The following is a 22,283-nucleotide window of genomic DNA, read 5'->3' as shown; positions in this document are numbered from 1 at the left end:
AGTGCATGAGTATTTCCTCATCCAGGCAGCCGGATATTGTCATTATCGGTTCAGGCATCGGCGGGGCAACAATCGCTTCGGGGCTGGCGGCGAGCGGCGCTGATATTCTGATCCTTGAGGCTGGCGGGCATTTGCCGGACAGACCGGAAAATCGCGATCAGGCTGCAATTTTTCAGCGTGGCTTTTTCCGGCCAGACGAGTTTTGGTATGAGAAAAGCGCCCGTGCAGACGGATATACAGCTTTTAATCCCGGTAATTATTACAATGTCGGCGGCAATTCAAAATTCTATGGTGCGGTGCTGTTGCGTTACCGTGCCGAGGATTTTGAGGAGATGCAACACAGGGAGGGCGTGTCTCCTGCATGGCCGTTCGCCTATGAAGAGCTAGAGCCGTGGTATTGCGAGGCCGAGCAGCTTTATCAGGTGCGGGGCGCTGCGGTTGACGATCCGACTGAACCGCTCCATTCACAAGCCTATGCCTTTCCGCCTGTGCCGGAAGAGCCTGCGATTGCTAAGGTAAGGGCACGGCTGAAGGCTAATGGTTTGCAGCCTTTTTCACTGCCTCTGGGTGTGGATGTGGAGCGTTGGTTGCGCAAGGCGAAAACGCCGTGGGATGCGCATCCCAATTGCGATGACGGCAAAATGGATGCTGAAACGACTGCGCTGGCCAAAGCTTTGCAGCATTCCAATATACGCTTGCAAACCGGTTCATGGGTTACAAAACTGAACACCGTTGCTGACGGCAGGCATATTGAAAGTGTCTGCTATGTGAAAGACGGCACTGAATATCGTTTGACGCCGAAACTGGTGATCCTGTCTGCGGGGGCGGTGCAATCTGCCGTTTTGCTGCTGCGCTCAGCCAATGCGCAGCACGTTCAGGGACTGGCCAATTCCTCAGGGCAGGTTGGCCGTAACTTCATGAACCATAATGCAAGTGCGGTTCTGGCCGTATCGCCATGGTATAAAAACACATCCGTTTATCAAAAGACTTTCGGTCTTAATGATTTCTATCTTTCCGATGGTGAGGGTGGCGCACCTTTGGGGAATGTACAGCTTTTGGGACGTATTTCCGGACAGATTCTCAAAGCCAGCCTGCCGCAAGTACCGCTATGGATGCTGAATAAACTCTCCGCCCATGCCATCGATTTCTACGCGATGAGCGAGGATCTTCCGCATCCCGACAGCCGGATCATGGTGGATGGCGAGCGCATCATCATGCAGTGGCAGCGCACCAATTGGCAGGCGCATCTTGATCTGGTGAAAAAGCTGAAAATAGTGCTGAAGGCGGCTGGCTTTCCGCTCGTTTTATCCCGTGTTTTTGACAAGCGTACACCGTCACATCAATGCGGAACGGTGCGGATGGGGAGTGATCCGGCACAGGCACCGCTGGATGTTTTTTGCCGTGCCTATGACCATCCCAATCTGTTTGTGGTTGATGCATCTTTTCTGCCGACATCTGCGGCGGTTAATCCTGCACTCACAATTGCTGCCCAGGCCTTGCGGGTGGCCGCACATATTTCTGCAAAGGATTTGCAGTCATGACAGTTGCACAGCGTCCCGTTGCTCTGATTACCGGCGGCCGTCGCGGTATTGGCTTCGCGACTGCCAAAGCGCTTGCGCAGTCGGGATTTGATGTTGCGCTTACTGGAGTAGAGGCCGCTCAGACTGACGATCCTGTACTCGCGGAACTCGGTGCACTGGGTGCCGATGCGCATTACTGGCAGTCGGATTTGTCTGATACCTGTCAGCATCAAACAACGGTTGATGCGATATTTCAGCGCTTTGGCACAATTGATTGCCTTGTAAATAATGCGGGTATCGGCTCTGTTATTCGCGGGGATTTTCTGGAGTTGCGTCCGGAAAATTTTGACGCGGTTATGAATGTTAATCTGCGGGGCACAATCTTTTTTACGCAGGCTGTTGTCCGCTCAATGTTGGCGGTGAAGCACAATCAGAACCCCCGTACAATCATTAATATTACCTCGGTTTCCGCATCGACCAGTTCACCCGAGCGGCTGGATTATTGTGTCAGCAAAGCAGGTCTGTCGGCTTTCAGTCAGGGACTGGCATTACGGCTTGCTCAGAGTGGTATTGCGGTTTTTGAAGTTCGTCCCGGCATTATCCGCACAGATATGACTGCAAAAGTCTCAGAAAAATATGATGCGCTGATTGCTGAAGGGCTGGTGCCTGCCGGACGTTGGGGAGAGGCGGCGGATATCGGAGCGATTTGTGCCGGTCTTGCTTCCGGTGCCATGCATTTTGCCACGGGAACAGTGATTGCTGCGGATGGCGGCCTGTCAATTGCGCGCTTCTGACGTGCATTTCTGAAATGACCTGATTTAAGGATCAGAACCATGCATTATGATTATATTATCACCGGTGCGGGGCCTGCCGGTTGTGTTCTGGCAAACCGCTTGTCAGAAGATCCTGATGTGAAGGTTTTGCTGCTGGAAGCCGGTGGCAGTGATCGCAATCCGTTGTTTCATATGCCTGCAGGCTTTGCAAAGATGACCAAAGGTGTTGCCAGCTGGGGCTGGGAGACTGTTCCGCAAAAACATATGAAGGGGCGGGTGCTGCGCTATACGCAGGCTAAAGTCATCGGCGGCGGTTCGACGATTAATGCCCAGCTTTATACACGCGGTAATGCGGCGGATTATGATCTCTGGGCTGAGGAAGACGGTTGCAAAGGCTGGAGCTATCGCGAGGTTCTGCCATATTTCAAACGTGCTGAGGATAATCAGCGTTTTGCTGATGACTATCATGCTTATGGCGGGCCGCTTGGCGTGTCGATGCCGGTTTCTGCCTTGCCGATTTGCGATGCTTATATCCGCGCGGGGCAGGAGCTTGGTATTCCCTATAATCATGATTTTAACGGTAAGACACAGGCCGGTGTCGGGTTTTATCAGCTGACGCAACGCAATCGCCGCCGCTCTTCTGCAGCCCTTGCTTATCTTGAGCCGGTTAAAAACCGCAAGAACCTGACAATCCGGCTCGGCGCAGCTGTTACACGCATTGTGCTGGAGGGAGCGAGGGCAGTCGGTGTGGAAATTGTCACTGCCAAAGGCACAGAGATTATCCGTGCCGAGCGCGAAGTGCTGGTGTGCTCCGGTGCTATCGGCTCACCGAAATTATTACTGCAATCGGGCATTGGTCCTGTGGATCATCTGAAATCTGCCGGTGTTGCGGTTCAGCATGATCTGGCCGGTGTGGGATCCAATATGCAGGATCATCTTGACCTGTTTGTGATTTCAGAATGCACGGGCGATCATACCTATGACAATGTCGCCAAGCTGCATCGCACATTGTGGGCAGGGCTGGAATATATGTTGTTCCGCTCAGGGCCGGTGGCTTCCAGCCTGTTTGAGACCGGCGGTTTCTGGTATGCAGACCCGCAAGCACGTTCGCCGGATATTCAGTTTCATCTTGGCCTCGGCTCCGGTATAGAGGCCGGTGTTGCAAAACTCAAAAATGCCGGCGTCACACTCAATTCCGCCTATCTGCATCCACGTTCGCGCGGCACCGTCCGATTGCGCTCGGCTGACCCTGCTGCTGCGCCGCTGATCGACCCGAATTACTGGTCTGATCCCCATGATGTTAAAATGTCGATTGAGGGATTGAAAATCGCACGTGAAATTTTCGATCAGGCGGCTTTGAAACTTTTTATTCTGGCTGAAAAACTACCGGGTAAGCAGGTGGTGAGCGATCAGGACTTGTTTGATTATGGCTGCGCCAATGCGAAAACCGATCATCATCCGGTAGGCACCTGCAAAATGGGAACGGGTGAAGATGCAGTTGTCGGTCTTGATCTTAAAGTTCATGGGTTGGAGGGACTGCGTGTCTGCGACAGTTCGGTGATGCCACGCGTGCCGTCCTGCAATACCAATGCGCCAACTATAATGGTGGGAGAAAAAGCGGCGGATATTATCCGTGGTTTGCCGCCATTGCCTGCCGCAATTTTCGCGGATGAGCGCAATGATTACCGTCCGCGTGCACGCAATCAAATTAGATAGGAGCCCTTATGATCCGTCACTGTGTCTTCATTCACTTTAAAGTATCGGTTTCACAGGCTGAGAAGGATGCGATTTTTGCAGAAATCGCGGCATTAAAATCCCGCTTAAAAGGGCTCCTCGCCGTGCATCTTGGCAGGAATGTCAGCCCTGAAACCGGCATGGATAAAGATTATTCGGAAGGTTTTATCGTGGATTTTGCTGATGCTGCGTCCCGTGATGCCTATCTTGCCGATGCCGACCATCAAAAAACCGGCGCGAAAATTGTGGCTGCGGCGCAGGGCGGTACAGATGGCGTGCTGGTCTATGATCTGGAAATAAAAACCGCTTGAACATTGCTTGCTGTTGCAGCTGTTTTAATCCGCCTGTTCAATTTATTTTTGTCTTATCATGTTATTTGTTGGAAATGCCGGCTGAATACTTCTGACGGAAGTTGACCCGCTGCCATAATCATCTATTTTCTCAATAGATTCTTAATTTATCGGCAAGGGGCATGCCTGCTTATGCGTAATATTGCACTTCTCACGACTTCAGCACTCTCCGGTCTGGCTATGATGTGTAACGCAATGGCTGCCGATGTGGCTCAGCCGCAATATATTGCTGAAGACGGCTGGAAGATTATCGTCAGTCCTTATGTCTGGGGCGCTTCGCTCAAAGGTAAATCCGCACTGGCCGGTATTCATACGGATGTGAATATCCCGTTCTCCGAGATCTTTGATAATCTTGATATGGCGGTGATGGGAAATGTTGAGATTGTTAAAGGCCCGCTGGGTTTTTATATCGACGGCCAATATGTTTCCACCACACAGGATGAAAATCTGTTCGCCAATGAGCTGGCTCTGAATGTGAAGACAACCTCAATTGCCGGTGGTGCATTCTATCGCGTTTATGAGCAGGAACTGGGCGGCGTAACCGTTTTCAACGATCCGCAGCGTTTTACAGTTGAGCCGACAGTGGGTGTACGCTGGACAAAGATCAAAGCTGATCTTGCTGTCGGAAGATTCAGTGTCACCAAAAAAGCAGAATGGACAGACCCGTTTATTGGTGTGCGCCTGAAAACTGACCTGAACGAGCGCTGGAATCTGTCCGGTGAGGCTGATATCGGTGGTTTCGGTGTCGGTTCCAAACTCAGCGTGAATGCGCAGGCCTATCTCGGCTACCGGACTTTCCTGTTTGATCGCCCGACCAATCTGCGCATTGGCTACCGCGTTCTGTCGCAGGATTATCAGGGGGACGATTTTACCGGTCACACCTTTAAATGGGATGTCGTGCAGCACGGACCGGTTCTCGGTCTGTCCATGCGGTTCTGATCTTATTCAAAAAGCGGGGTTTTCTGATGTTTCTGCACCGTAAAGCGGTTCGTTCCGCGCTTGTGGCTAAAACAGTTGCATTGTCCTTATTCGCTTCGCCGCTGATCGCGGAAGCCTGCACCCGTGTCGTCTATCAGGGCGCAAATGATGATGTGATCACGGCACGTTCCATGGACTGGAAAGTGGATGTGGCAACCAATCTCTGGCTGTTTCCGAAGGGCATGAAGCGGAATGGCGAGGCCGGTGAAAACTCGATTGAGTGGACATCGAAATATGGTAGCGTCATCGCTTCGGGCTATGATATTGCAACCACAGACGGCATGAATGAAGTCGGGCTTGCTGCCAGCGTTTTATGGCTGGTAGAATCCGAATATCCGGAATTTACAAAAGACAAACCCGGCCTGACAATTGCTGCATGGGCACAATATGTGCTTGATAATTATGCAACGGTGGAAGAAGCCGTTGCTGCGCTGAAGACCGAGCCTTATACGATTGTTACCGATAAAGTTCCGGGTGAAAGCAGACTGGCAACGCTGCATCTGGCCATTTCCGATGCGAGCGGTGACAGCGCAATTATCGAATATATCGACGGCAAGCAGGTTATTCATCACAACCGTAAATATCAGGTCATGACGAATTCCCCGACTTTTGACCAGCAGTTGGCACTGAACAGCTATTGGCAGCAGATCGGCGGCACGGTCATGCTGCCGGGCACCAATCGTGCCGCAGACCGTTTTGCCCGCGCATCATTCTATATTAATGCCATTCCGAAGAGCGAAAATCCGGATGTGGCGCTGGCAAGTGTGTTTGGCGTTATTCGCAATGTGTCGGTGCCATATGGTATTACCACACCGGATCAGCCGAATATCTCTTCCACACGCTGGAGAACTGTGGCCGATCAGAAGCGCAAACTCTATTTCTTTGAGTCTGCACTCACACCCAATACATTCTGGGTCGATCTGAAAGGTATGGATTTCTCCGCTGAGACCGGCAAGGTCAAAAAGCTTGATCTGGGTGAAAATCAGACCAATGTCTTTGCCGGCAATGTGAATGAGCAGTTTAAGGAAACAGAACCGTTTCAGTTTCTCGGGCTTGATTAAGCGCTTTCACTAGCACTCAAATGAAAAAGACCGTTTTGCAGAGATTGCGAACGGTCTTTTTTGTGAGCTGATATGTCCGTGCGCAAACAACGGCTTAGCTGGTGGGGTTGCGGTTTTGGCCGAGGCTTTGCTGGTTGAGTACCACCTGATTACGGCCGTTTGCTTTTGCCTGATACAGACTTTGATCTGCCATGCGGATGAGCTGTGCAGTGGTCACAATACCGGAGGAAAGGGCGATGCCGATGCTGATTGTCAGCGGATAAGGCTGATCCGGCAGGGGCATGAAATTGATTGCCTCAACGCTCTTGCGTAATTGCTCAGCAATATTCTGTGCCTCAGCCATATCGGTATTGCTGAGGAATACGGCAAATTCTTCACCGCCGATACGGCCGATAAGGTCATCCATCCGCAATGGCGAGCGGAGTGCGCTGACAATTGCAGTCAGGGCTTTGTCACCGGCGTGATGGCCGTAAAGATCATTGATGTTTTTAAAGTTATCGGCGTCTATCACCAGCAATGCTGCTTGCGTGCAGTTTTTGTTGGCGTGTTTGACCTGCTCGAGAAAAGCATTTCTGTTCAGAAGACCGGTCATGCTGTCGGTGTCGGCGCGTATCTGCAGCAGCCGGTTGGCCTCTGTCAACTCGTCTGATGTCTTCTTCAGTTTGGCATTCTGTATAAAAATATACATGCTGATCGGAAAGCCGGTCAGTACAGGCATGATTGAATTCATCAGAAAGACAAAAGCAGTGAAGGGCTGGCCGGATGCATAACGGATGCTGAATGAAAATATCTGGCTCAACGCGACGACCAAGGCAGTCACGAATGTTGCTTTTAAAAGAATTTGATACACATCAGCCCCCAGACCATTGCTAAGGTTGCTCTTAAGCAGCTTTCCTAATTATGACCAGCAAGTTTGCCCGATTATGAGGGCAAGTTTTTTAAATTGCTTTTTTATTTTGAGAGCATATTGGCTCTGTTTTAAATTAGATAATTCAAATATTTATTGATTTTTTTAAAACTAGTAATTTATGCTGTTTACCGCAGGATTACGCTCAAAATAATTTATGCGGATTTTCATTCTTGTGAAAGCTGATGGTTATGACTGGCTTCGAAATTAAACCTCTGCCTTATGATAATATACATATCGCACAGCTGCGCGATCTTCTGGTTGAAACAGTCGCCAGCGGCGGGTCTGTCAGCTTTATGCATCCTCTCGAGCCGGAAACGGCAGAGGCATTCTGGCACGGTGCGATGATCTCTGCGCAGAACGGAGAGCGGATTATTCTCGGGGCTTTTGATGGTGAGAAACTTGCCGGTACAGTCAGTCTGGTTCTGGTGCAGACCGCGAACCAGCCGCATCGTGCGGAGATCAGCAAGCTGATGACCTCTGTCTCCTGTCGCGGGCGCGGTGTGGCAACATTGCTGATGCAGGCTGCGGAAGCTCTGGCATTACAGCATGGCCGCACACATCTGATGCTTGATACGGCAAGTGACAGTCTTGCAGTGTCAGTTTATGAGCGGCTGGACTTTAAGCGGGTCGGCGAGGTGCCGGATTTCGCTCTCGATCCTTTCGGCACTTTGACCGGTACGATCTATTTCTGGAAAGACCTGAAATCTGTTTAGGGCGCGTGCAATTAAACGCGACACGCTCTAGAGCGGTTTACGTCCAGATTAGATCATAGCACTCGCTCTAGATTCTTTATTTGCTCGCATTATCACGGGCGTCAAGTTGATCCAACTTGACTGTGAAATGCTCTAGTCCTGCGCGACAGTGACTTCGACATGTTCAGGATGAATATCTACGCGTATCAGCGGTGTGCCGTTTTCAATAATTGCACGGTCGCGGTCGGAAAGTGAGCCTTCAGAAAGCATTTTCTCCAGCTTTGCGCGGTTCGCCTTGTCGTTGAAAAACACGTCGGATTCATCTTCCGGATCCATTTTGCCAAAAATGTAAAAATTGGCGCGATCCTGACGGATAATCGTGGCTGCGGAGTTAAGCGCCACGCCTGATGAGTTGTAATGATCCTGTTTGCTCAGGCGCGCCCAGTATGTATCTATGGGCTGCGCCCAGACATTCGTCGTCATACCCAGTACCGCAACAGACAAAAACACCACTCGCAACATATTGCTCCCCCATAGTCCTGTTGCTTTCTATAATCCATTTTCGGCAGAAATGGAAATATTGCCGGTGGCAGGTGGTTTTTGTTTTAAGCGAAAATAATTTGTTATTTTGAAAGATAAAAACACCAACATAAGCTGTCGGTGCATAAAATATTGCTCGTTTATCGACAGATCATAAAGAGAGATACTTCTATGAAATTCAAAACACTGGTTGCTGCATCCTTGTCTGCACTGCTCATCTCTGCTGCTGCAAGCTCCGCAGCATCTGCCTGCACGCAGGAAGAACTGACCAAGAAAGCAACAGACTTAACTGCTGCAATTCAGGAAGTGTTGACGAAAGATCCGAGCCGCGCTCAGGAAATTATGACAAAGTCGCAGGAAATGCAGACCAAGTATCAGGGTACCACTGATATGAATGAAGCCTGCAAGGCTTATGACGAGCTGCTGGAAAGCATCAAGAAATAATATCCGGTCTTTGTTCCGGAGCAGGCGGCGGTTCCCGTTTTGCTTTTCCGGCGATTAGGTCCCGACGGAAAAGTGCGCTCCGGAATAATGATTGAGATAAAAAAACGGGGAAGACCGCAAGGTCTTCCCCGTTCTCTTTTCTAGGCCAATTATGCGGCCATTTTTTTCGGCAGGCGCGGCAGCAAGATTGTCAGCACGCCGAGTAGTGGCAGGAATGAACACAGCCAATAGACATATTCAATACCGTGGCTGTCGGCGAAATCGCCGAGCAATGCAGCTCCGATACCGCCCGCACCGAATGCGAAGCCGAAGAACACACCGGCGATCATGCCGACACGTCCCGGTACCAGCTCCTGTGCAAAGACCACAATTGCGGAGAATGCCGAGGAGAAGATAATACCGATGACAACGGCCAGAACGCATGTCCAGAACAGGTTGGCGTAAGGCATCATCAGGGCGAAAGGAATAACGCCGAGGATCGAGAACCAGATAACGAAGCGTGCGCCCATTCTGTCACCGATCGGGCCGCCGATGAAAACACCGGCTGCCGATGCACCGAGGAACAGGAACAGCATCAGCTGAGCATTTTGTACTGTGACATCGAATTTCTCGATGACGAAGAAGGTGAAATAGCTGGAAATACTGGCCATATACACATTCTTGGTCGTGGTGAGCAGCACCAGAACCAGAATGGCGAACATCACGCGTCCCTGCGGCAGCGGCAGAGTGCGGTCTGCAGCAGGTTTGTTTTTGCTCTGACGCTGTTTTTCAGCATACCAGCGGCTGACGCGGGTCAGCGCGATAAAGCCAAAAACCGCAATGATTGCCAACCATGCAACGCTCGACTGACCGTTTGGCAGAATGATGAAAGCGGCAAGCAGAGGGCCGAGTGCAGAGCCGAAATTGCCGCCGACCTGAAACAGGGACTGGGCAAAGCCGTGGCGACCACCGGAGGCAATACGCGCCACACGTGAAGCCTCTGGATGAAAGATCGCCGATCCCAGACCGATCAGGCTGGAGCCGATCAGCAGCACCGTATAGCTGTCGGCATTAGCGAGCAGCAAAAGGCCGGTGAATGTGCTGACACTGGAGAGCGGCAGAGAATAAGGCATCGGCCAGCGGTCGGTGATAATGCCGATAACCGGTTGCAGCAGGGAGGCCGTGATCTGGAAGGTCATGGTCAGGAAGCCGATCTGACGGAAATCCAGATTATAATTGGTTTTAATCAACGGATAGATCGCTGACAGCAGCGATTGCATAATATCGTTGAACATGTGGCAGAAGCTGACAACCACAATCAGTGAAACGGTTGTGGCTTCTGTTACTTTGGGTGACTGGCTGGTCACGGTCGTCATTGCAAGTGCTCCGGATATGTTATGCCTTTTTTTGAAGTCACGCGCCGTCCGGCATTAGCCGGATATATGCATTCTTTCTGTAAGTCAGAGGCCAATATTTCATGTAGCGTTCAGCGCCGATAAAGATGATGCTCTGTGCCTATCTGACCGGATGCCGCTTTTTGATTTTTCTCTGACTGGCAGCATTCTGCTTAGTTCGCTTTTCTCTGGCCTGCTTTCGTGCTAAGGACGTAAAGTTTCTTAACTGGGCCAAATCATGCATTTAAATAGTCCTGATGATATAAATACACTGATTTCGCAGGGTTTTCATCTGATCGAACATGCCGCTGATCCGGTTGTAGCCCTTGCCAGACAATATCCGGGCGGCTTGCTGATCCCGATGCACCGCCATTCCCGAACGCAGTTTCTTTATGCGCGTTCAGGCGTTGCATTGGTTGTAACTGAGCGCGGGCGCTGGATGATCCCGCCGGATCATGCTTTGCTTATTCCGCGCGGTATCGAGCATCGGGTTGAAATGTTCTCCGGTGTTGAAATGCAATCGGTCTATATGCGTGACTATGATCATAGCGGTCATCCTTGCGTGTTGTCGGTGAATGAGCTGGTGCGCAGCCTGCTGGCAGAGGTGGTGAAGCTGCAAAAGCCTGATGCGGATGATGAGCGCAGTGGCTTGCTTTTTGACCTGCTGCTCCATGAGATTAAGCGCCTGCCAGTGCGTGAGCTGGGATTGCCGTTTCCGGAAAAGCCGGCACTGGCCGCATTGTGCAAAGCATTTTTAAAAGCGCCGGATCCGGCTGCGGATATTGACAGCTGGGCAGAGAAAATGGGCATGAGCCGCCGTTCTTTTACAAGGCTGTTCCGTGCGCAGACCGGTGTGAGTTTTGTGACATGGCGTCAGCAGGCCTGTATTTTCGCATCTCTGCCAAAGCTTGCTTCCGGTGAGCCGATTACATCTGTTGCGTTCGACACCGGTTATGAAAGCGCTGCGGCCTATACGACAATGTTTAAGCGTATGCTGGGCAGTTCTCCGCGAGATTATATGCGCCAGCAAGCCGGTTATGCCGGATAAAAAGTGATGAGATATTGTTTGTTTTTACGCATGTTTTGGTACTCAAATCAGTCACCACCTTTGCGAGACATGCTCTGGCATTGAACTGTTATTTAATGTACGGCAGTATATTGTGCAAACAGTGAAGAGAGCGCAAAAGCACTCCGGACTTTTTAGAATATAGTTTGCGCGTTATTTGCTCGGAGGGGGCAGAATGCACCATTTGTTCGGTATATCACCAGCTTTGATGTTCTTGCTGTTTTGTGTTTGTGGCATCATTTTCTATGCAATCGGACTGGTGTTTCTGCGCATTTTCGCAAGACAGGCATCGAAAGACATTCTGACGCTGCCGATCGCAGCATTTGTCGGCACAATTGCAACGGCATGGGCTTTGGCGCTGGGCTTTGTTGCTGCTGATATCTGGACGGTGAATGGCCGTGCAGATCAGGCGGCAAGCGAAGAACGCTCATCCATTACCCGTCTGATCGGTATGGCGCGGCCGGAGGCTCTGAATGATCCGGTTTTACTTAAGGCGCTCACAGTTTACCGTGTGACAGTGATTTCTGAGGAATGGCATAAAGGCTACAACACTCAGCCCGCCCGCGCGGTTGAGGAGGCGTTGCAGAATATCCGTGTCTCGATGATCAGCCTTGCACGCGGCGATATACCGGGGGCTTTGATGTCGCAGATGGTGCGGGATTTTGATGAAATGCAGGATGCCCGTAATGCGCGTCTTGCGTTGGGATCAAGCTCTGTCAATCATTACAAGTGGTATCTGGTATTTTTCCTCACTGTTTTGACTCTGGTCGTTATAGCTTCTGTTCATGCGGATCGGCCGAAAGCAGGGCGCAAAGCGCTCGCCATTTATATTGTGACTGCAACGATGAGTATGTGGATTTTGGCGATCCATACCAGCCCTTATCGCGGTGTCGGGCGTATTGATCCGACTGTGCTGTTTACGAGCCAGAAAAATGCGATGAGCTTGCCGGAGGCTTTCCAGAAAAAAGGATAGCCTATTCATTATCTGATGCCGGTTATACCGGCATTACGTCAAGCTCAGCCAGCATAGTCGCGCTGTCAGTTCAGGTGCGGTGAACCGGTTTTCCTGTATAGGAACCCGCATTTTTCGCATTGCGCTGTTGCTGGATACGGTCGCGGAACTGGTCGACTGTCATTGCCCCCTGAACATCCATAATCTGGCTGACCTGTGTTTCAGTGAGGTTTCCGGCTCCGCCTTTCAGGCGCAAGCTGACAATCGTATTGCCGAGCTTGGAGGCCTCAATGCACAGGCGGGCATCTTCCTTGCTGATGCCGTGAGAGGCAAAGGAGCTGATAACACTGCCGATAATGCCGCCGATGGCAGCGCCGGTCAGCATACCGATCGAAGCAGCAACCAGCCAGCCGGCGGTTAAGGCAGCAGAGCCGACAACCGGCACCGCGATCAGGCCGAAACCTGTAATCAAACCGGCAATACCGCCAATCACAGTGCCGATACCGGCATAGTTGACGATTTCATCGCACATGGTTGTATCTTCTTCCGCAAATTTGCGGCTGACAATGACAATGTCAGAGTGAGGAAAGCCTGCAGCCTCAAGATTATGCACGACCTGTTTTGCAGAGCCGTAATGATCGTAAATTCTAGAAATAAGTTTCATTTTATTTCTCCTGCAGCGTTTGAGTGCCTTTCCGGAATAAAGTCTGCCTTCTTCAAAGTTATTATCTTTGAAGTAACATGATAATTTTACCATGTTACTGAAATGATGGTATCACAATATTTTATTATTTTAAGTTGTAATTGCCAGTAATTCTTGGATCTCTGCCGTTTTGCGCTAGTTTGTTGATCTCTATGTGCGGAATCCGGCTTCACACATGGTATTATGCGTTTTAAGATAAAATCTGCTTCAGCGTGAGGTTTACTGATGCTTTGGCTCCGGCTTCACTGAAGACAGGTCATTTAACGGGGCAGGGACAGCATAATGTATAAGCATATTTTGATTGCTACGGACGGATCTGAGCTTGCACAAAAAGGTCTGGAACAGGGGCTGCAACTGGCCTCTAAACTTGGAAGCAAAGTGACTATTCTGACTGTGACCGAGCCGTTTCCGATGATGGCAACCGCCAGCAGCGCAGGCTGGATTGCCAGCCCGAAAGATATCGAAATCTATAATGAAAATCAGGCGCGACAGGCGCAGGATATTCTCAAAGCAGCCGGTGAGGCGGCTACGAAAGCCGGTATTACTGCCACGCTGAAACATATTGATGAGCGCTGGCCTGCCGAGGCGATTATCGATTTCAGCCAGCACAGCGATGTTGATCTGATTGTGATGACATCCCATGGCCGCCGCGGTATCGGCCGCTTATTGCTGGGCAGCCAGACCAGTGAAGTGCTGACACATACCAAAACGGCTATTCTGGTTGTGCGCTAAAAAAGCGACCTCTTAGCATCAGGATATGAGAACGGCCGCAGATATAAGTCTGCGGCCGTTTCTGTTGGTTATTCTTTTGAGGCTTTCAGCACATAGTTGGTATCCGGTGAAATGATGAAATCTTTCACCTTGTTGGATACAACCGCCACTTCATTCAGCTGATAGATCATTGTGAACGGGCTGTTATCGCGGAACTCTTTCTGAAGATCCAGATATTGCTGCGCGCGTTTGTCAGCGTCTTTTTCCATGACAGCGGCCAGCGTTTTCTGGGTCAGTTCAGGGATTTCCCACGAATTGCGCCATGCACTGGTTTTTGAAACCGCATTGTCGCTATTGTCCAGATTGGTCACGAATGTATCGGCATTGGTATGCGGATCCCAGTAATCGATGCCCCACTGGCCGATATAAATATCATGCTTACGAGCGCGATATTTGGTGAGTGTCTGCTTGCCGTCGCCCGGAATGATTTCCAGTTTGATATTGGCTTTGGCAAAAGTCTGCTGAATGGATTCTGCAATACCGGTGACCGGCTGGGTGTTGCGTACATCCATGGTAATGGTGAAACCGTCTTTCAGACCGGCTTTTTCCAGCAGTTCCTTGGCTTTTTCAACATTAAGGCTGAACGGGTTTTCGTCCGTTGAACCAAGCATACCTGCTGGCAGGAAGTTTTGATGGATCGTGCCGATACCCTTAATCAGGGTGGACTGAATAGCGCTGTAATCCACCAGATATTTTACAGCCTGACGAACCTCCGGTTTTGATAATGTCTCGTTCTGCTGGTTGAGGCTGAAATAATAGATGGTGCCTTTTGGCGCGCTGGCGGTGTGGAAGCGCTCATCTTTGGAGATGGCTTCAAGATCACCCGGTTCGAGATTACGGGCAATGTCGATATCACCGGCATCCAGCATAATACGCTGCGACGCGCTTTCCTTCACATAGCGATAGATAATGCGCTTGAGCGGCGGTTTCTCGCCGTCGTAAGACTCATTGCGTTCCATCATAATGATTTCATTCGGACGCCAGTCTTTGATCGCATAAGCGCCGGAACCGGCATAATTACGCTTCAGCCATTCATGGCCGAAATCATTATCTGCTTTGGAATCCGCAGTCGGTGTGACCGGCTTGGCATGTTCTTTGAGCAGCTTGCTGTCAACAACAGAGCCGACTGTGGCAGTCAGACAGTTATAAACAAAGCTTGGTGCAAAGGCTTTTTCCGAGGTGAAAATCAGCGTGTCATCATCTTTGGCGAAGACTTTCTCATCCACATTGTCTTTGGTCAGGCCGAACTGGCTGAGAATGAAAACAGGACTCTGATCGAGCTTCACCGCGCGTTGCAGAGAGAAAGCAGCATCATGTGCGGTAATCGGATTGCCGGAGGCAAATTTCTGACCCTTGCGGATTTTAAAGGTGAAAGTTTTGCCGTCTTCGGCAACTTCCCAGCTCTCGGCAATATCTGCAACCAGCTTGGACGGGTCTTTATAGTCTGTGCGCAGCAGGCGGCCATAGCTGTTGGCCAGAATTTCTGCTGTGGTAATTTCAAAGGATTCCGCCGGATCCAGCGAAATCACATCATCGGTCGCCATAGCGATCACCAGCGTATCCGCCGGTGTGGCTGCATTGGCTGCGCTCATCAGCACTGAGCCTGTTAAAGCTGTGCTGAATGCCAGCGCCAGTGCGAGTTTGTTCAGCTTGTGTTTTTTGACTGTTGTCATCAGTGTCATGCTGTAGTTCCCCTCATTCACGCGGCCGTGTTTTTGTTTTTGGCCGGCTCGGTCAGGAGCGTAACGCAACAATCTGAAAGATCAAACGAATTCTGATTAATTTTATTAGTCATGAGGATAAAATGAACCCCGCCGGTGTGATCACCGGCGGGGCGTAATGTCTGGCAATAAAATAATGTCAGATAACCAGATGGGTCACAAATTTTGTGGTCAGATAGGCATTGATCGCTTCTGAGCCGCCTTCTGTACCATAACCGGAATCCTTGATGCCGCCGAACGGCACTTCCGGCAGTGCGAGGCCGAGATGGTTGATTGTTGTCATGCCAGCCTCAATGCGCATGCCCAGTTCACGTGCATTTTCAGCGGAACGGGTAAAGGCATAGGACGCCAGACCAAATGGCAGACGGTTGGCTTCATCAATCACTTCATCCAGTGTTTTGAAGGAAGAGAAGACTGCCACAGGGCCAAAAGGCTCTTCATTCATGATGCGTGCGGTTTTAGGCGCATCAGCCAGCACGGTCGGCTCAAAGAAATTGCCGACATTGCCGATACGGCGGCCACCGGTCATCAGACGTGCGCCATTGTCCACGGCATCCTGAATCAGGGATTCAAGGGCAGGGATACGGCGTTCATTGGCCAGCGGTCCCATCTGCACACCTTCGTCAAAACCATTGCCGACTTTGATGGCTTTGGCTTTTTCGGTAAAGGATTCAACGACCTGCTCATAGACATTTTCCTGCACGAGGAAGCGGGTCGGCGAAACGCAAACCTGACCGGCATTGCGGAATTTGGACATAGCCAGTGTTTTAACCGCGCCTTCCACATCGGCATCGTCAAAGATAATCGCCGGTGCATGGCCGCCGAGTTCCATGGTCGACAGTTTCATATGCTGGCTGGCAAGACCGGCCAGCATTTTGCCGATTGGTGTGGAGCCGGTGAACGAGATTTTGCGGATTACCGGATGCGGGATCAGATATTCGGAGATTTCTGACGGTACGCCATAAACCAGATTGACCACACCGGCCGGAATACCGGCATCAACAAAAACGCGGATCAGTTCGGCAGGTGAGGCCGGTGTTTCTTCCGGTGCTTTGACGATGATTGAGCAACCGGCAGCAATGGCAGCGGAGAGCTTGCGCACCACCTGATTGATCGGGAAGTTCCATGGGGTGAAGGCCGCTACAGGGCCGACCGGCAGTTTGAATGCCATCTGCGATACACCGGCAGCGCGTGCCGGAATGATCTGGCCATAGGTGCGGCGTGCTTCTTCAGCAAACCAGTCGATAATATCTGCACCGGCAAGGATTTCACCTTTGGCTTCCGCTACCGGCTTGCCCTGCTCAAGGGTCAGGATCGGTGCAATGGCATCTGCCCGCTCACGCAGCAAATCTGCCGCGCGGCGCATGAATTTGGAACGGTCGAATGGCGAGCTTGCGCTCCAGATTTTAAAGCCTTTGGCAGCGGCATCCAGTGCAGCGTCGAGATCAACCTTCTCAGCATGAGCAACCTTGCCGATCACTTCGCCGGTGGCCGGATTGAACACATCAATTGTACGCCCGCTTTGCGCATTGCGCCATTCGCCGTTGATCAAAAGCTGGGTATCTGGATAGCGCGGTGCAGTCTGAGACATAGTTCCTCCGGTATATATGCTTGTGAGCAGCAAATGACATGCCGCAATGTAATTCTGTAGAACTCACTATAGAAGCTCTGCCCCGTCATTTGGCAAGAGCGGTATGGTAAAATTATGAGCAGCTGAGACGCTTTGTCAGGGGGCGTCAGAAAATAAAAAAGGCGGGATAAATCCCGCCTTTCTGAATGTGGTATCCGGTTAACGCAGACGACCCGATGCATGCGCCAGCATGGTGTAGACTTTGCCTGTATCGGATGTGAGATAGGTCTGGGTGACCATATTATCACGATCATTACGGGCAACATCTTCCAGCAGGCGCTGGAAATCATCCATGTAGCGGTCTACCGCACGGCGGAAATCGCCATCCATCTGGTATTTGCGTTTGATCTCTTCAAAGGTCTGCTGACCTTTCAGAGTGTAGAGACGGCGGGTGAAGACATTGCGTTCACCGCGACGATAGCGATCCCAAAGCTCTACCGATGCTTCATGATCAATCGCACGGGCAATATCAACCGACAGGGAATTCAGGCTGTCGACCACATGGGCGGCAGAACGCTGCGGCGTTACATTGCTCTGGTTACGCGGTGCAGAAGCTGTTTCCTCATCTGCGGAAGCACGTGCCAGCAGATTGGAAACCCAGCCGCCGCGTGCGCTTTCCTGTGGAGCAGGTGCTGCGGAAACTGTGTAGCTCTGTGGCTGCTGTACCGGAGCCGCAGTCTGCGTGACCACTGGTGCAACATAGGCCGGAGCAGGCTGCGCTGCGGCTGTCTGTTTTGCAATAGTGCGGTCTGCACGGCTGTCGCCCACATCGACCAGGCGGCCGGATTTATTGACGATGGATGCCAGTTCTTTCAGCGCATTGATCTGCTCGGAAACCGCCTTGCGCATTGCAGTGGTGGATTCCTTGGCTTCCGCCGGCATATCCAATACGCCGCGCTTCAGCTCGCCACGGGTTGCATCCAGTTCACCGCGGATTTCAGCGGCCGAACGGCGGATTTCATCCGTTGCTGTTGCAAACTTCTGGCTGGCTTGTTCCACAACTTCGGAAATGGCAGCGCGCAGCTGTTCGGTCGAGTTGCGTGTGCGGCCTTCTGTGCGTTCCAGAGCGGAAGTAACAAGGGTTTCAAAGCCCTGCATTACTTTCTCAATGTTCTCAGATTTGGCAAGCAGACCGGCAGACAGACGTTCCAGAGCATCCTGACGGTCGGACAATGTGTCAGTCAGGCCATTCTGAGCCGTGTTGATCAGGTCAGATGCACGGGACAGAACCGCACTGTGATCTTCAAAACGCTTGGCGATATCTGCAATCTGTGACAGCGTATTGCCGGAAAGCGAGCGCAGGGCACCGATATTATTATCGATCACAACGCTGGAGCTGGAGAAGATCTGCGCAGCCTTGTTGGTGCTGTCAGCAAAGTTCGACGTTGTTTCAACCAGACGCGTATCAATATCGTTCAGGTTGAGCGTGGCTTTGTCGATCAGCTGACCAAGTTCCGCATTGGAGCTTGCTAAGCGATCAATCAGGCCGCCAACACCATCGGACAGGCTGGACTTGGCTTCCTGCACCGCAGAGATGGTCTCAGCCGTACGGCTGGCCAGTGCATTGACCAGTGCTGCATTTTCTGAACGCAGGCGGTCGGTTGCTGCATGGGTCGCTTCTTCCAGCTGGCTTGCAAGACCCTGACCGCTATCGGCAAGGCGCTGTACCAGAGGTTCTGCGGTATCGGCCAGAATACGGGTGATTTCCTGCGAGCGGGCTGCGAGAACCGCATTCAGCTCACGGGTACGTTCTTCCAGTGTGGAAGAGGTGTTCTGCGTCGCATCGGAAATGCGGGCTTCGATCACACCGAGTTCACCGGTAATGCGCGAGCCGATTTCACCAAGACCCATGGCAATCGCATCAGCGCGTTCAGTCAGGCGTGCTTCGGTACCGGAAAGGTTTTCCAGAACACGGGCGCTGAAAGCTTCACTATGGGAGCCGAGAACATCGCTGGCGCGGGATGCGGTTTCCGCAATTCGTGTTTCAATGCCGCTGAGGTCACCGGTCAGACGGTTGCTCACATCATTGATGCCGGAAGCAATGGCTTCCGCACGCTCCGTGAGGCGGGCTTCTGTGCCGGACAGGTTTTCCAGAACACGGGCGCTGAAAGCTTCGCTATGCGAGCCGAGCACGTCACTGGTACGCGATGCGGTTTCTGCAATGCGCGATTCAATGCCGCTGAGTTCGCCGGTGAGGCGGGTTTCAATCGCTTCCAGACCGGATGCAATCTGGCTGGCACGCTCGCCGAGGCGGGCTTCTGTACCGGCCAGATTTTCAATCAGGCGGTCGTTGAAGTTTTCACCAAAGCCATGCAGTGCATCACCGGCCTTGGCAGCTTCTGCGGTGAGGGAACCGGCAGCTTCTGTGATTTTCTCACGCAGTGTTCCGGCAACCACCGAAGCGCTCTGCTCCAGCGATTTACGAACATTGTCTACACCGATGCTCAGAGCGCGTTCCATGGTGGAGGTGCGTTCTTCAATAATACCGGTCTGATTGTCAAAAGAGCTCTGCAATACGCCGGTTGCATTGGCAACAGCATCCTGCAAGGCAACAGTGCGCTGTACCAGCGTATCGCTGTGCTGACGCAGATTGGCATCAAGGCTTTCAGAACCGCTCAGCATCGCTGCCTGCAATTGCGAGGCGCGGTCGCCGACAGTATTGATATGTTCATTCAGCAGCGAGCTGACAGCAGCGCTGTTGTTCTGCAGGCTGTCAGAGAATTGCTGATTACGCTCTTCCAGTGCCCGCGCATATTCCGTATGCTGCTGGTCAAGCGAGCTCTTGAGAGCTGAAGTACGGCCTTCGAAACGGCCTTCCTCTTCCGCAAAAATATCGTTGAGCTTGGCATTGTGGGCAGCCATCGCTTCACGCATATCATTGGTACGCTGTTCCAGAATAGCGGCATGCTGGCTGGCAGTCTGGTCGAGATTGGCTGCATTGCCTGCAATGGCACGTTCAATATCGGCACCACGCTCTGTAATCGTCTGGCTGTGCTGCTGCATTGCAGCTGCAATGCGGTCGGCTTCACCGGAGAGTGTCGATGACAGGGATTCACGGCTGTCAGCAATCTGAGCGATGAAGTGACCGGCGCGGTCATTAAGCAGACCGGCAACAGAATCTGTAATGCCGGACAATTCGCCGTTGAGCTTGTCTTTGGTTTCGTCAACCACAGTGCTGATCGACGAACGAACGCCGGAGAAGGTTTCTGCGATCTCACGGGTACGGGCAATCAGATTTTCATTGATCTGACGCGAACGGACTTCCAGAGCCGCATTGAGTTTCTCAGTGCTGCTGTCGATTGCCTGTGCGCGGCCTTCAAATTCATTGAGCAGCGAATGGCCGCGTTCTGCCAGTGTGGCGTTCAGATTGGCCAGACGCTGATCGAATTCGGTGACCATATTCATGGTTGCATCGCCGAGCAGCGAAGCGATGTTGGATGTACGTGCATCCAGCGCTTCAGTCAGGGTTTCGGTGAGGCCGCGTGAGCGTTCTTCCAATGTGGCGATACGTGTATCAAGGATTTCAACAAAGTCACCGCCCGAAGAGCTGATGCGTGTTGAAATATCTGTGCTGCGGGTATCAATCGCTTCGGAAATGGCCGCGCCGCTTTCATTCAGGCGGCTGATCATTGTTTCACCTGCATGGGACAGGGAAGAGGTCAGCTCGCTGGAAACGGTGAGAACATTGTCGCGGATGATATCGCTGGCCGAAGACAGTTCAGTCTTGAGGTGCTCATGGGCACCGGAGATCGAGGAACGTACGCGTTCAGCATGGCTGATGACCGCTTCACGCTCATTGCCCAGTTCGGCAATCAATGCGCGGATGCGCACTTCATTATCGCTGTAAGCGCGCTCAAGCTGGTGCACTTCGGTCTGAACCAGAGTTTCCAGTTCAACAGCACGGGCGAGTGTGCGCTCGATACCTTCATTCATCGCTGCAACTTCACGGCGCACGGCCTGACCGAGCGTGGAAACGCGGTCACCGGCTGCGGCTTCAGGCGAAGCGAGACGCATAGCGGCGGCAGTCATCTGACGGGCAGCGGATTGCAGTTCCTGTGCACGACGCACCATCTGGGCAAAGCCCCAGAACATCACAACCGGGACGGCAATACCGGCTGCAACGCCGATACCGGCCGGAGTGCCGAAGAAGTCTTTGATTGCCGAGAATGAGGTAAGACCTTGCGGGCTCAGCGCATGGGCAAGGGTAAGACCGCCTGCTGTCCAGAGGGCGCTGATGGCTGTGGTTGTCCAGAACACATTTGCGTTGCGGCCATTGGTGCGACGCAGCAACAAATTATCATTGCGCAGATCGTCATTGGCTGGTGTGAACGGTGATGCGGCAGCGACCGGTGCTGCCTGAGTGGCTGCAGGGCGTGCAGCTACAGGATCTGCCAGCACAGCTTCAGCCTGCATTTCTGCATCGCTGCGTGCGGATACTGCTTCAGATTTGACACTGTGAACGGGGGCTGTGGCTTCCGGCTGGTTTGCGGCCTGTAAAACAGTCACGCTGCCCGGGGTATTGGCAGAGGCTGTAACAACAGGAGGCGCAGCCGGTGTGACCGGTGCGGCAGGCAGAACGGTTTTTTCTGCTTTTTTCTCTTTAACAGGCTTTTCCGGCTCTGGCTGTGCCAGCGTCTCAGCTTTGCCTTTCACGGCGGCAGCGGCAACGGCAGTGCCCGCAGCAGCGGCGGCTATTGTTGAAGCGCCGTTCTGTTCCAGTGCCAGTTCTTCTGCTGCGCGCGAAATCTGGCTTTCCAGATCATCAAGCGAGAATTCTGCTTCAGGTGCGTCAAAATTCAAATCCAGCTCAAAGTCGTCGCTGAAATCCAGATCCAGCCCGTCAGAGAGGGCCTGTTCCATATCAAGCTCAAGCTTTTGCGCTTTTGTATTTTGTGCCATAGCCGTTTTACCCCGTACTCATACTTATACGCAAAAACCATGCTCTGAATTGCTGCCGCTCAATTCTTAACGGCAGATACAAAGACACGTTGCGCAGTCTATAGGTTAAAACTTCCGGAGCCATATGGGAACTACGGAAATTGCGGTTGATGAAATGTTTAAAGAT

18 protein-coding genes are annotated in these 22,283 nt (G+C 52.0%); 11 read left to right on the top strand and 7 right to left on the bottom strand.

Features of this window, described 5'->3' with window-relative positions; all coding sequences use genetic code 11:
- Positions 1–5: 5 nt before the first annotated feature.
- The 6 genes from KHQ09_RS10425 to KHQ09_RS10400 all read left to right on the top strand — a co-directional run bounded on the left by KHQ09_RS10425 (position 6) and on the right by KHQ09_RS10400 (position 6,416).
- The gene (locus KHQ09_RS10425; RefSeq protein WP_213598133.1) at positions 6–1,541 is read left to right on the top strand and encodes a GMC oxidoreductase; all 1,536 of its coding nucleotides are present in this window, start codon (positions 6–8) and stop codon (positions 1,539–1,541) included.
- Positions 1,538–2,314 (top strand): 3-ketoacyl-ACP reductase, encoded by a 777-nt coding sequence (locus tag KHQ09_RS10420; protein ID WP_213598131.1) that lies wholly within the window; start codon positions 1,538–1,540, stop codon positions 2,312–2,314. Before KHQ09_RS10425 ends, KHQ09_RS10420 begins: the two co-directional genes overlap by 4 nt.
- Before the next feature lie 39 nt (positions 2,315–2,353).
- Complete coding sequence (locus tag KHQ09_RS10415; RefSeq protein WP_213598129.1) at positions 2,354–4,009, top strand: GMC family oxidoreductase; 1,656 nt, start codon at positions 2,354–2,356, stop codon at positions 4,007–4,009.
- 8 nt (positions 4,010–4,017) lie between these two features.
- Entirely contained in the window at positions 4,018–4,338 is a 321-nt protein-coding gene (locus KHQ09_RS10410) for a Dabb family protein (protein ID WP_213598127.1), read from the top strand.
- 171 nt (positions 4,339–4,509) lie between these two features.
- Positions 4,510–5,316: a porin family protein gene (locus tag KHQ09_RS10405; RefSeq protein ID WP_022709430.1), complete on the top strand. Its 807-nt coding sequence runs from the start codon at positions 4,510–4,512 to the stop codon at positions 5,314–5,316.
- Positions 5,317–5,342: 26 nt separating this feature from the next.
- On the top strand, positions 5,343–6,416 hold the full coding sequence (locus tag KHQ09_RS10400; RefSeq protein WP_213598125.1) for a linear amide C-N hydrolase: 1,074 nt from the start codon (positions 5,343–5,345) through the stop codon (positions 6,414–6,416).
- Between the two features lie 94 nt (positions 6,417–6,510).
- Here KHQ09_RS10400 and KHQ09_RS10395 read toward each other — a convergent pair whose 3' ends face one another.
- Positions 6,511–7,134 carry a GGDEF domain-containing protein gene (locus KHQ09_RS10395; protein WP_238481614.1) on the bottom strand — a complete coding sequence of 208 codons (624 nt, stop codon included), beginning with the start codon at positions 7,132–7,134 and terminating at the stop codon, positions 6,511–6,513.
- A gap of 380 nt (positions 7,135–7,514) precedes the next feature.
- Between KHQ09_RS10395 and KHQ09_RS10390 the strand changes: the two genes are divergently transcribed.
- Positions 7,515–8,039, top strand: a complete 525-nt coding sequence (locus tag KHQ09_RS10390; RefSeq protein WP_213598121.1) for a GNAT family N-acetyltransferase — start codon at positions 7,515–7,517, stop codon at positions 8,037–8,039.
- Positions 8,040–8,171: 132 nt separating this feature from the next.
- Here the strand turns inward: KHQ09_RS10390 and KHQ09_RS10385 are convergent, their stop codons facing one another.
- Positions 8,172–8,540 (bottom strand): hypothetical protein, encoded by a 369-nt coding sequence (locus KHQ09_RS10385; RefSeq protein ID WP_022709434.1) that lies wholly within the window; start codon positions 8,538–8,540, stop codon positions 8,172–8,174.
- Positions 8,541–8,729: 189 nt separating this feature from the next.
- Here KHQ09_RS10385 and KHQ09_RS10380 point away from each other — a divergent pair, with 189 nt between their 5' ends.
- The gene (locus tag KHQ09_RS10380; protein ID WP_213598119.1) at positions 8,730–9,002 is read left to right on the top strand and encodes a hypothetical protein; all 273 of its coding nucleotides are present in this window, start codon (positions 8,730–8,732) and stop codon (positions 9,000–9,002) included.
- Positions 9,003–9,151: 149 nt separating this feature from the next.
- Here the strand turns inward: KHQ09_RS10380 and KHQ09_RS10375 are convergent, their stop codons facing one another.
- Positions 9,152–10,357 (bottom strand): MFS transporter, encoded by a 1,206-nt coding sequence (locus KHQ09_RS10375; RefSeq protein WP_213598117.1) that lies wholly within the window; start codon positions 10,355–10,357, stop codon positions 9,152–9,154.
- Between the two features lie 256 nt (positions 10,358–10,613).
- Between KHQ09_RS10375 and KHQ09_RS10370 the strand changes: the two genes are divergently transcribed.
- Positions 10,614–11,423 (top strand): AraC family transcriptional regulator, encoded by an 810-nt coding sequence (locus KHQ09_RS10370; protein ID WP_022711695.1) that lies wholly within the window; start codon positions 10,614–10,616, stop codon positions 11,421–11,423.
- A 193-nt stretch (positions 11,424–11,616) separates the two neighbouring features.
- On the top strand, positions 11,617–12,414 hold the full coding sequence (locus KHQ09_RS10365) for a bestrophin-like domain (RefSeq protein ID WP_213598115.1): 798 nt from the start codon (positions 11,617–11,619) through the stop codon (positions 12,412–12,414).
- Between the two features lie 70 nt (positions 12,415–12,484).
- On the opposite strand, the gene KHQ09_RS10360 is transcribed toward KHQ09_RS10365, so the two are convergent.
- Positions 12,485–13,057, bottom strand: a complete 573-nt coding sequence (locus KHQ09_RS10360; RefSeq protein ID WP_022711693.1) for a hypothetical protein — start codon at positions 13,055–13,057, stop codon at positions 12,485–12,487.
- A gap of 321 nt (positions 13,058–13,378) precedes the next feature.
- On the opposite strand from KHQ09_RS10360, the gene KHQ09_RS10355 reads away from it, so the two are divergent.
- Positions 13,379–13,828, top strand: coding sequence for a universal stress protein (locus tag KHQ09_RS10355; RefSeq protein WP_075654927.1), 450 nt, complete (start codon positions 13,379–13,381; stop codon positions 13,826–13,828).
- Between the two features lie 68 nt (positions 13,829–13,896).
- On the opposite strand, the gene KHQ09_RS10350 is transcribed toward KHQ09_RS10355, so the two are convergent.
- The 3 genes from KHQ09_RS10350 to KHQ09_RS10340 form a co-directional block, all read right to left on the bottom strand.
- Positions 13,897–15,540: an ABC transporter substrate-binding protein gene (locus tag KHQ09_RS10350; protein ID WP_213599933.1), complete on the bottom strand. Its 1,644-nt coding sequence runs from the start codon at positions 15,538–15,540 to the stop codon at positions 13,897–13,899.
- 187 nt (positions 15,541–15,727) lie between these two features.
- A complete protein-coding gene (locus KHQ09_RS10345; RefSeq protein ID WP_213598113.1) occupies positions 15,728–17,179 on the bottom strand; it encodes an NAD-dependent succinate-semialdehyde dehydrogenase in 1,452 nt (483 codons plus the stop codon).
- Positions 17,180–17,377: 198 nt separating this feature from the next.
- Positions 17,378–22,117 (bottom strand): apolipoprotein A-IV repeat region-like domain-containing protein, encoded by a 4,740-nt coding sequence (locus KHQ09_RS10340; RefSeq protein ID WP_213656853.1) that lies wholly within the window; start codon positions 22,115–22,117, stop codon positions 17,378–17,380.
- Positions 22,118–22,283: the final 166 nt, after the last annotated feature.

It is taken from the genome of Pseudochrobactrum algeriensis (genome assembly GCF_018436245.1).
Lineage (GTDB): Bacteria > Pseudomonadota > Alphaproteobacteria > Rhizobiales > Rhizobiaceae > Pseudochrobactrum > Pseudochrobactrum saccharolyticum.
This window is presented reverse-complemented; position numbering and strand designations above follow the sequence as displayed.

Excerpts from the sequence above, each read along its gene's own strand:
- KHQ09_RS10350 (WP_213599933.1), bottom strand. The coding sequence starts at position 15,540 with ATGACAACAGTCAAAAAACACAAGCTGAACAAACTCGCACTGGCGCTG.
- KHQ09_RS10385 (WP_022709434.1), bottom strand. The coding sequence starts at position 8,540 with ATGTTGCGAGTGGTGTTTTTGTCTGTTGCGGTACTGGGTATGACGACG.
- KHQ09_RS10365 (WP_213598115.1), top strand. The coding sequence starts at position 11,617 with ATGCACCATTTGTTCGGTATATCACCAGCTTTGATGTTCTTGCTGTTT.
- KHQ09_RS10375 (WP_213598117.1), bottom strand. The coding sequence starts at position 10,357 with ATGACGACCGTGACCAGCCAGTCACCCAAAGTAACAGAAGCCACAACC.
- KHQ09_RS10380 (WP_213598119.1), top strand. The coding sequence starts at position 8,730 with ATGAAATTCAAAACACTGGTTGCTGCATCCTTGTCTGCACTGCTCATC.
- KHQ09_RS10425 (WP_213598133.1), top strand. The coding sequence starts at position 6 with ATGAGTATTTCCTCATCCAGGCAGCCGGATATTGTCATTATCGGTTCA.
- KHQ09_RS10420 (WP_213598131.1), top strand. The coding sequence starts at position 1,538 with ATGACAGTTGCACAGCGTCCCGTTGCTCTGATTACCGGCGGCCGTCGC.
- KHQ09_RS10400 (WP_213598125.1), top strand. The coding sequence starts at position 5,343 with ATGTTTCTGCACCGTAAAGCGGTTCGTTCCGCGCTTGTGGCTAAAACA.
- KHQ09_RS10405 (WP_022709430.1), top strand. The coding sequence starts at position 4,510 with ATGCGTAATATTGCACTTCTCACGACTTCAGCACTCTCCGGTCTGGCT.
- KHQ09_RS10355 (WP_075654927.1), top strand. The coding sequence starts at position 13,379 with ATGTATAAGCATATTTTGATTGCTACGGACGGATCTGAGCTTGCACAA.
- KHQ09_RS10415 (WP_213598129.1), top strand. The coding sequence starts at position 2,354 with ATGCATTATGATTATATTATCACCGGTGCGGGGCCTGCCGGTTGTGTT.
- KHQ09_RS10340 (WP_213656853.1), bottom strand. The coding sequence starts at position 22,117 with ATGGCACAAAATACAAAAGCGCAAAAGCTTGAGCTTGATATGGAACAG.
- KHQ09_RS10390 (WP_213598121.1), top strand. The coding sequence starts at position 7,515 with ATGACTGGCTTCGAAATTAAACCTCTGCCTTATGATAATATACATATC.
- KHQ09_RS10360 (WP_022711693.1), bottom strand. The coding sequence starts at position 13,057 with ATGAAACTTATTTCTAGAATTTACGATCATTACGGCTCTGCAAAACAG.
- KHQ09_RS10370 (WP_022711695.1), top strand. The coding sequence starts at position 10,614 with ATGCATTTAAATAGTCCTGATGATATAAATACACTGATTTCGCAGGGT.
- KHQ09_RS10410 (WP_213598127.1), top strand. The coding sequence starts at position 4,018 with ATGATCCGTCACTGTGTCTTCATTCACTTTAAAGTATCGGTTTCACAG.
- KHQ09_RS10395 (WP_238481614.1), bottom strand. The coding sequence starts at position 7,134 with ATGCCTGTACTGACCGGCTTTCCGATCAGCATGTATATTTTTATACAG.
- KHQ09_RS10345 (WP_213598113.1), bottom strand. The coding sequence starts at position 17,179 with ATGTCTCAGACTGCACCGCGCTATCCAGATACCCAGCTTTTGATCAAC.